This window comes from Arthrobacter sp. efr-133-TYG-120, from assembly GCF_030209785.1.
Lineage (GTDB): Bacteria > Actinomycetota > Actinomycetes > Actinomycetales > Micrococcaceae > Arthrobacter.
In genome coordinates this window covers 1-1,250 of sequence record NZ_JARVRI010000054.1, presented here as the reverse complement: position 1 = coordinate 1,250, position 1,250 = coordinate 1, and the positions used below count along the sequence as shown (strand labels likewise).

Annotated in this window: 1 protein-coding gene; it reads left to right on the top strand. The window is 63.3% G+C overall.

The genetic code is table 11. The features are described from left to right. Window positions 1–771: hypothetical protein (locus tag QRN51_RS23135; protein ID WP_284992061.1), on the top strand; the 771-nt coding region annotated here is incomplete at its 5' end. Window positions 772–1,250 lie beyond the last annotated feature (479 nt).

The window sequence follows — 1,250 nt, the reverse complement described above, 5'->3', positions numbered from 1 at the left end:
ACGGTCACCGAAACTCGGACGCGCATCACCTTCGCGGCGCGGACGGTCACCGAACGGTTTGCGATCGCGGTCACCAAACGGCTTCCGGTCACGGTCACCGAAACTCGGACGCGCATCACCTTCGCGGCGCGGACGGTCACCGAACGGCTTGCGATCACGGTCACCAAACGGCTTACGATCGCGGTCACCAAACGGCTTACGATCGCGGTCACCCTCACGACTCGGACGATCACCAAACGGCTTACGATCACGATCGCCGAAACTCGGGCGCGCATCCCCATCACGACGAGGACGATCACCGAACGGCTTACGATCCCGGTCACCCTCACGACTCGGACGATCACCAAACGGCTTACGATCACGATCGCCGAAGGGCTTCCGGTCACGGTCGCTGTCGCGGCTCGGACGATCACCAAACGGCCTACGATCACGATCACCGAACGGCTTCCGATCCCGATCCCCCTCACGGCTCGGACGATCACCAAACGGCTTCCGATCCCGGTCACCAAAACTCGGACGCGCATCCCCATCCCGACGAGGACGATCACCAAACGGCTTACGGTCGCCGTCGCGGCTCGGACGGTCACCAAACGGCTTCCGATCCCGGTCACCGCCAGGAGCGCCGTCACGGTTTTCCTTGGAACGGAATCCTCGCGGGTCGCCCCCGGAATTGTTGTTGGCGCGGAACGGGCCGCGATCGCCCCGGCCACCGCCGAAGTTGCCGCGGTTGCCGCCGTTGTGCTCAGCCATGATGGATTCCTCCTGTTGTGAGCTGACCACTGGCGCATGCGCAGCCGCTCTTATCCGTATTTTGTTCTCACGCCGCCGGGATCCGGCTCGTATCTCTTATGTAATTCTAGGTGAACAGGCATCTGCGAACGCATTCGAGGGCCGCCTATTCAGCTTCCCGTGGGAATCATCACACCCCAAGCATGACTGAGCCGCTAGGGCTGGCTTACAGATCCGAGTCCGGGATCGGAATCCTCAAACAACGCTCGCTCACATATGCCGGCTCCTGGGCGGACGCTCGCTCATACCGGGTTCCGGCCGGATGCCGGCTCACATCATGTGGGCGGGCGTGGGCCGTGGAACCCGCATGTCTGAGCGGGGGTCCGGGGAAACCGGGCCATAGGTGAGCGGGGGTCCGGGGAAACCGGGCCATAGGTGAGCGGGGGTCCGGGGAAACCGGGTGATATGTGAGCGGGGGTTAGCTCGTGTGCCGTGTGTTGGGGTGTTTTAAGTGGGTCAGG